The organism is Trinickia sp. (genome assembly GCF_051961175.1).
GTDB lineage: Bacteria > Pseudomonadota > Gammaproteobacteria > Burkholderiales > Burkholderiaceae > Trinickia.
Window position 1 is genome coordinate 1 of record NZ_JBQCDN010000178.1, and the last position, 6,450, is coordinate 6,450.

Genomic DNA, 6,450 nt, shown 5'->3' on the forward strand with positions numbered 1-6,450 from the left:
ACGACCGACGACCGACGACCGACGACCGACGACCGACGACCGACGACCGACGACCGACGACCGACGACCGACGACCGACGACCGACGACCGATGACCGACTGACCGACTGACCGACTGACCGCGACATATCCCGCGAAGCGTGCCTATCAAGGGCCGTTTTTCTTTACGCGGCCGGCCTGCAATGCACGATCGGTGCGGTGTAAGGCGTCGGGTACGCCGAATAGGGGCCGGTCAGCAAGCGCAGCCTTTGCGTGGCCAACACCTCGGCTTGACGCTCCTGCGCCACGCTAAGGCCGTCATTCGGCGGAGCGGTATCAGCGGGCGACTCGTTGACATCGCAGACCACGAGCGTGCCGTCGGGTATGCGTACCGTTGTCGAATAGGCGTAGTCGGACCACATCGGCGTGCAGGCCGTGTTCGTTGCGACTGCGATGGCGCAGGCCGCGAGCCGGGATAACGTCTTCGTCATGATCGGTCACTCCCCATCGAAGCCGGGCCTCCCTTTTGACCCGGCCCGGGCGACGACGTTGCGTGCAAAGCTTTCGGGCATGTAAGCAATGCGTCTGCCCACGCCATTTCCACCCGTCTCCGGATGCCCCTTCTTTTTCTGCCAATTCGCGGCACCCGGATTGCGTGCGCAATGCGCGGGACGGCAAACTGGCGCTTGTTCCGCTTGGAACCCCTGTCCCCGTTACCCGAACAAGAAAGAGGCATCGATGCAACTGATCGGCATGATGGATTCTCCGTTTGTCCGCCGCGTGGCCGTTTCGATGGCGGTGCTCGATATGCCGTTCGAGCACCGCTCGGTTTCGGTCTTCCGCCACTTCGATCAATTCCGGCACATCAATCCGACGGTCAAGGCGCCGACGTTCATCGACGACGACGGCACTCAACTGATCGATTCGACGCTCATTCTCGACTACCTCGATCAGCGCGTCGCCCCGCAAGCCCGGCTGCTGCCGCAAGACGTCCCCGCGCGCCGTCGCGCCTTGCACCTGATCGGCTTCGCGCTTGCCGCCTGCGAAAAGACCGTGCAGCTCGTGTACGAGCAGACCTTGCGCCCGCAGGAAAAGCAGCACGCACCGTGGCTCGAGCGCGTGCAAACGCAGTTGACGTCCGCTTACGATACGTTGGAGGGCGACGTGACGAAGCTCGGCTCGGGCCCGTGGCTCTGCGGCGATCGCCTCATGCAGCCCGACATTACGGTGGCCGTCGCCTGGCGCTTCACGCAACACATTCTGCCGGGCGCGGTCGATCCCGGCCGTTATCCGGCGTTGGCGGCGCTGTCCGCGCGCGCGGAGGCGTTACCGGCATTCCTGGGGGCACCACTCGAATAACCGGCGTTGGGCCGAGGCCAGCGCCCGCGTTGCGATTGTTCGTTTCTTGCGACTTCTGACTTTCGATTTAGCGCATTTATCGGCTTCGCGCGCGTCCCTACAATGGCGATCAAGGTTGTAGGACGGGGCATAGGCTGCCCCGCTGGCAAACCAGGAGAGTCGCCATGAAGAAGCTTATCGAACAACGGCTGTACAGCCCGACCGTCGTGTTACCGATGGTCGAACTCATGGAATTGATGGTGTCCGTCGATTTCAATCTCGGGCAGGTGGGCGCCGTCATGGCGACGCGCGGTGCGCGCGCGGCATTGCACCGTTCACGCGGGCTGCTTGGCCATCGTCACGGCGCGGCCGCAGCCGTTTGAGTTCGAGCGAGCCGTGGCTCGCCCGGTGCGCAAAGGCGGGCGATTGCGCTTAGCCTTCCGTGGGCGGCACGTATCCGGCCGCTTGATCGGCGCCTTCGCCGAAGAAGAACTTTTCGGTTTGCTTCATCAGATACTGACGCGCGCGCGGATCGGCCATGTTCAACCGATTCTCGTTGATGAGCATCGTTTGCTGCTTGAGCCAGGCCTGCCAGGCTTCCTTCGAAACACCCTCGTAAATCCGTTTGCCGAGATCGCCGGGCAGCGGCGGAAAATCGAGTCCTTCGGCTTCCTTGCCGAGTTTGACGCATTGAATCATGCGGGCCATCGTAAATTTCTCCTGTTCCTGTAGTCGATAGGGGCGGGCAGCGGCCGTTTCGCTCAAAGGTGCTTCATCAGCACGAGCGATTTGCGCTGCCAGTTATAGAGGCGGCGGCGGTCTTCCGGTAGATCGTCGACGGTGGCCTTGACGAAGCCGCGCTTCAAGAACCAGTGCTCGGTGCGCGTCGTCAGCACGAAGATGCGCGTGAGGCCGCGCGCGCGGGCACGCTGCTCGATGCGCTTGAGCAGCCGCTCGCCGTCGCCGACGCCTTGCGCATCCGGGGCGACGGTCAGGCAGGCCATTTCGCCGATCCGCTCTTGCGGGTAAGCGTAGAGCGCCGCGCAGCCGAACAGGACGCCATCGTGCTCGATCACCGAGAAGTGATCGATGTCGCGCTCGATCTGATGGCGGCCGCGCTTGACGAGCGTGCCGTCCGATTCGAGCGGTTCGATCAGCGTGAGAAGGCCGCCGACATCATCGGGCGAGGCTTCGCGCAAGCTTTCGAGGTTCTCGTACGAGATCATCGTGCCGACGCCGTCGTGCAGGAACAATTCGAGCAGCAGGCTGCCGTCGAGCGAGTACGGAATGATGTGCGCGCGGGCTACGCCGCCGCGGCAGGCGCGCACGGCATGCTTCAGATAGAACGCGGGATCGCCCTTGACCTCGCCGCTGTCGAGCAGCTTGTAGGCATCGTCGAGCGAGAGCTCCTGCGTGAGGTCGCCGGCGTCGTTCATGAGGCCCGGCGTTTCGGTCAGGAAGATGATCTTGTCCGCGCGCAGCGCGATTGCCGCGGCTGAGGCGACGTCTTCCATCGAGAGATTGAACGCCTCGCCAGTCGGTGAAAAACCGAGCGGCGAAAGCAGCACGAGCTTGCGGCTCGCGAGCGAATGCTTGATCGATTCGGCGTCCACCTTGCGCACGATGCCCGTATGCTGGAAATCGACGCCGTCGAGAATGCCCACCGGCCGCGCCGTGACGAAGTTGCCCGAGACGACGCTGATGTGCGCGTGCGCCATCGGCGTATTCGGCAAGCCTTGGCTGATCGCCGCTTCGATATCCAACCGCACTTCGCCGGCGGCTTCCTTGGCCGATTCGAGCGCGCGCGCATCGGTAATCCGCATCCCATGTGAGAATTCCGACTGCACGCCATGCAGATTCATCTGCTCTTCGACTTGCGGGCGCGATCCATGCACGAGCACGATCTGGATGCCCATGGCTTGCAGCAGCGCGATATCGGAGACGAGCGCACTGAGCAGCCCTTCGTGGACCACCTCGCCGCCGAACCCGACGACGAACGTCTTATTGCGGAACGCGTGGATATACGGGGCGACCGATCGCATCCAGTCCACGAACTGGGCGTGCGAGACGGCTTCGGATTCAGGCGCCGCGGGCCGGGCCGGGGCGCTCTGGGACAGGGGGGCGAGGTCGGTTTGGGAATTCATGCCGGGATTATAATGCGCCCCCATGTCGAACGTATCCAAAAGTCCGGCCGCGAGTGAGGTCCGAGCACCGCGTGCGCCGCGGGCCAAAAGCGGGCAATCCGGAGCAGTCCCGGCCAACGCCGAGCGTCACCGCCGTCCCGCCGTCCCGCCCAATCCGATTCCACCGATCGAATTCCCGGCTGCGCTGCCCGTATCGGGGCGGCGCGAGGAAATCGCGCGCGCGATCCGCGACAATCAGGTCGTGATCGTCTCCGGCGAAACCGGCTCGGGCAAGACCACCCAGCTACCGAAGATCTGCCTGTCGCTCGGCCGCGGGCTCGGCGCCGGCGGCACGGGCCTCATCGGCCATACGCAGCCGCGCCGGATCGCCGCATCGGCGACGGGGCGGCGCATCGCCGAAGAACTCGGCACGCCGTTCGGAGAGGTGGTCGGCTATAAGGTGCGCTTCACCGACAACCTCGCCCCGGGTGCATCGGTCAAGCTGATGACGGACGGCATCTTGCTGGCCGAAACGCAGACCGATCCGCTTTTGCGCGCCTATGACACGCTCATCATCGACGAGGCGCACGAGCGCAGCCTGAACATCGACTTTTTGCTCGGCTACCTGAAGCAGATCCTGCCGAAGCGCCCGGACCTGAAGCTCATCGTCACATCCGCCACGATCGATGCGGACCGTTTCGCGCGCCATTTCGGCAGCGAAACGCGGCCTGCGCCGGTTATCGAGGTGAGCGGGCGGCTGTACCCGGTCGAAATTCGCTACCGGCCCGTCGAAGAGCCCAGCGCGGCGATCAAGTCGGCGCAGGGCACGACGGGGCGCGAACGTGCCGATCGGCCCGGCCAACCCCGCCCCGATCGACCGAAAAGCGCGCGCGACGCCGATCGTGACCTCATGGAGGCGATCGTCGATGCGGTAGACGAACTCTGCCGGGAAGGATCGGGCGACGTGCTCGTGTTTCTGCCAGGCGAGCGCGAAATCCGCGAAGCCGCCGAGGCGCTGCGCAAGCATCACCCGCCGCACACCGAAATCCTGCCGCTGTTCGCCCGGCTTTCTGCCGAGGAACAGGCGCGCGTGTTCAAGCCGTCGAACGCGCGGCGGCTCGTGCTCGCGACGAACGTCGCCGAAACCTCGCTGACGGTGCCGGGCATCCGCTACGTCGTCGATACGGGGCTCGCGCGCGTGAAGCGCTACTCGTACCGCAACAAGGTGGAGCAGTTGCAGGTCGAGTCGATCTCGCAAGCCGCGGCGAACCAGCGGGCGGGCCGTTGCGGACGGGTTGCGGACGGCGTGTGCATCCGCCTGTTCGAAGAGGCCGAATTCCAGGGGCGGCCGCGCTTTACCGATCCCGAGATCCTGCGCTCGTCGCTGGCCGCCGTCATCTTGCGGATGAAATCGCTGCATCTGACGGAAATCGAGTCGTTCCCGTTCATCGAGCCGCCGCCGGGCCGCGCCATCGCCGACGGCTATCAGCTGCTGGCTGAGCTGGGTGCGGTCGACGAAGACAACGCGCTGACGCCGCTCGGCCGCGAGCTCGCACGCTTGCCGCTCGATCCGCGCGTCGGCCGGATGATCCTCGCCGCGCGCGATCAGCACGCGCTGGCCGAGGTGCTCGTGATTGCGAGCGCGCTGTCGGTGCAGGATCCGCGCGAGCGGCCCGCCGATGCTCAGGAGCAGGCCGACGAGGCCCATCGGCGCTTTGCCGACGAGCGTTCCGAATTCCTGCAGTGGCTGCGGATCTGGAAATGGTTCGGCGAGGCCGTTGCCCACAAGAAATCGAACCGGCAGCTCATCGATGCTTGCCGCGCACAGTTCTTGTCGCATCTGCGGCTGCGCGAATGGCGCGATGTCCATTCGCAGCTGCTGACGGTCGTGCGCGAGCACGGCTGGCGCCTGAACGAGAGTGAGGCGACGTTCGAGCAGATCCATCTGGCGCTGCTCACAGGGCTGCTCGGCAACGTGGGTCTCAAGGCCGACGACGAGCCGCACTACCTGGGCGCACGCGGCATCAAATTCTTCCTGTGGCCGGGTTCGACGCTGATAAAAAAGGCCGGACGCTGGGTCATGGCGGGCGAGCTCGTCGAAACGAGCCGGCTCTATGCCCGCTGCCTCGCGAAAATCGAACCCGAGTGGATCGAAAAGGTGGCCGGCCACTTGTTGAAGAAGCAGTTGTCGGAGCCGCATTGGGAAAAGCGGGCGGCGCAAGTGACGGCGTTCGAGCGCGCGACGCTTTACGGGCTGCCGGTGTATCACCGGCGCCGCGTGGCGTTCGGGCAGCAGGATCCGGCTCGCGCGCGCGAACTCTTCATTCGCGGTGCGCTCGTGGAAGGGGAGTTCGATACGAAGCTCCCGTTCTTCGCGCACAACCGCAAGCTGCTACTGGACATCGAGCAGCTGGAGCACAAATCGCGCAGGCAGGACGTACTTGTCGATGATGAACTGATCTTCGCGTTCTACGATCAGGCGCTGCCCGAGGGTATCCATACGGGCGCGGCCTTCGAGCGCTGGTATCGCGACGAAGTCAGAAAGAAGGGCCAGTCCGAGGATAAACAGCGTTTGCTGTATTTGTCACGCGACGATCTCATGCGGCACGAAGCCGCGGGCGTGACGACGGATCTGTTTCCGAAGCGCATGACGATGGCCGGCGTCGAGATGGGGCTCGGGTACCACTTCGAACCTGGCTCGCCGCGCGACGGGGTAACGTTGACGGTGCCCCTTTATGCGCTCAATCAGGTCGATCCGCGTCGCGTGGAATGGCTCGTGCCGGGCATGCTGAAGGAGAAGGTGCAGTTGCTGCTTAAATCGCTGCCGCAGAAAGTGCGCCGGCATTGTGTACCGCTGCCCGAATACGCGGCCGGCTTCGCGGCGCGCCACGAGTCGCGCGCCGGCGCGGGCGGTCTGGTCGAGGGGCTGATTGCCGACGTGCGCGAACAGACCCAGGTCGCGCTCAAATCGACCGATTTCAAGCTGGAGACGTTGCCGGCGCATTTGTTC

The 6,450-nt window shown here is 64.7% G+C and carries 6 protein-coding genes; 3 read left to right on the forward strand and 3 right to left on the reverse strand.

Annotated features, from left to right (window positions below):
• Window positions 1-164: 164 nt before the first annotated feature.
• Entirely contained in the window at window positions 165-470 is a 306-nt protein-coding gene (locus ACTHL0_RS10090; protein ID WP_440566586.1) for a hypothetical protein, read from the reverse strand.
• Window positions 471-717: 247 nt separating this feature from the next.
• Here ACTHL0_RS10090 and ACTHL0_RS10095 point away from each other — a divergent pair, with 247 nt between their 5' ends.
• Entirely contained in the window at window positions 718-1,338 is a 621-nt protein-coding gene (locus ACTHL0_RS10095) for a glutathione S-transferase family protein (protein WP_440566587.1), read from the forward strand.
• A gap of 164 nt (window positions 1,339-1,502) precedes the next feature.
• Window positions 1,503-1,700: a hypothetical protein gene (locus tag ACTHL0_RS10100; protein ID WP_440566588.1), complete on the forward strand. Its 198-nt coding sequence runs from the start codon at window positions 1,503-1,505 to the stop codon at window positions 1,698-1,700.
• A 49-nt stretch (window positions 1,701-1,749) separates the two neighbouring features.
• Here ACTHL0_RS10100 and ACTHL0_RS10105 read toward each other — a convergent pair whose 3' ends face one another.
• Both ACTHL0_RS10105 and argA read right to left on the reverse strand, forming a co-directional pair.
• Window positions 1,750-2,025 (reverse strand): oxidative damage protection protein, encoded by a 276-nt coding sequence (locus ACTHL0_RS10105; RefSeq protein WP_440566589.1) that lies wholly within the window; start codon window positions 2,023-2,025, stop codon window positions 1,750-1,752.
• A 53-nt stretch (window positions 2,026-2,078) separates the two neighbouring features.
• Window positions 2,079-3,461 (reverse strand): amino-acid N-acetyltransferase, encoded by a 1,383-nt coding sequence (argA, locus tag ACTHL0_RS10110; protein ID WP_440566590.1) that lies wholly within the window; start codon window positions 3,459-3,461, stop codon window positions 2,079-2,081.
• A gap of 22 nt (window positions 3,462-3,483) precedes the next feature.
• Between argA and hrpA the strand changes: the two genes are divergently transcribed.
• Window positions 3,484-6,450 (forward strand): ATP-dependent RNA helicase HrpA (gene hrpA / locus ACTHL0_RS10115; RefSeq protein WP_440566591.1); only part of this gene is annotated, 2,967 nt, incomplete at its 3' end.

What these genes read in the sequence shown, in the direction of transcription:
- ACTHL0_RS10090 (WP_440566586.1), bottom strand. Translation starts at nt 470, where the DNA reads ATGACGAAGACGTTATCCCGGCTCGCGGCCTGCGCCATCGCAGTCGCA.
- ACTHL0_RS10095 (WP_440566587.1), top strand. Translation starts at nt 718, where the DNA reads ATGCAACTGATCGGCATGATGGATTCTCCGTTTGTCCGCCGCGTGGCC.
- ACTHL0_RS10100 (WP_440566588.1), top strand. Translation starts at nt 1,503, where the DNA reads ATGAAGAAGCTTATCGAACAACGGCTGTACAGCCCGACCGTCGTGTTA.
- ACTHL0_RS10105 (WP_440566589.1), bottom strand. Translation starts at nt 2,025, where the DNA reads ATGGCCCGCATGATTCAATGCGTCAAACTCGGCAAGGAAGCCGAAGGA.
- argA (WP_440566590.1), bottom strand. Translation starts at nt 3,461, where the DNA reads ATGAATTCCCAAACCGACCTCGCCCCCCTGTCCCAGAGCGCCCCGGCC.